The sequence below is a fragment of the Sulfitobacter sp. HI0027 genome (genome assembly GCF_001634775.1).
Lineage (GTDB): Bacteria > Pseudomonadota > Alphaproteobacteria > Rhodobacterales > Rhodobacteraceae > Sulfitobacter.
In genome coordinates this window covers 1-295 of the sequence record NZ_LWER01000119.1, presented here as the reverse complement: position 1 = coordinate 295, position 295 = coordinate 1, and the positions used below count along the sequence as shown (strand labels likewise).

At 62.7% G+C, this 295-nt stretch carries 1 pseudogene; it reads right to left on the bottom strand.

The annotated features are described in order from the left end of the window. Window positions 1-61: 61 nt before the first annotated feature. Window positions 62-295, bottom strand: a pseudogene (locus tag A3722_RS06445) (pyridoxal-phosphate dependent enzyme); the annotation flags it as partial.

The following is a 295-nucleotide window of genomic DNA, read 5'->3' as shown; positions in this document are numbered from 1 at the left end:
GTTGCGCAGCATTCTCTGATTGCAGCCCGGCCCGCTGACGCCACAGCGGGCCGGGCTGCAATCAGAGAATGCTGCGCAACTGCGCGACCTCATAGTTGCCCCCGCAAAGCAAAACGGCAGAGGCTTGGCCTGCGTATTTCTGCGGCTCCGCCAGATAGGCCGCCAGCGCCAAGGCGGCGGCCCCTTCGACCAACATATTCTCTTCCCACGCCAGCACCTTTAGCGCGGCGGCGATTTGCTCTTCGTCGCAATATACGATCTCGTCGATCACCGCGCTTGCCATCGGCAGGGTGAG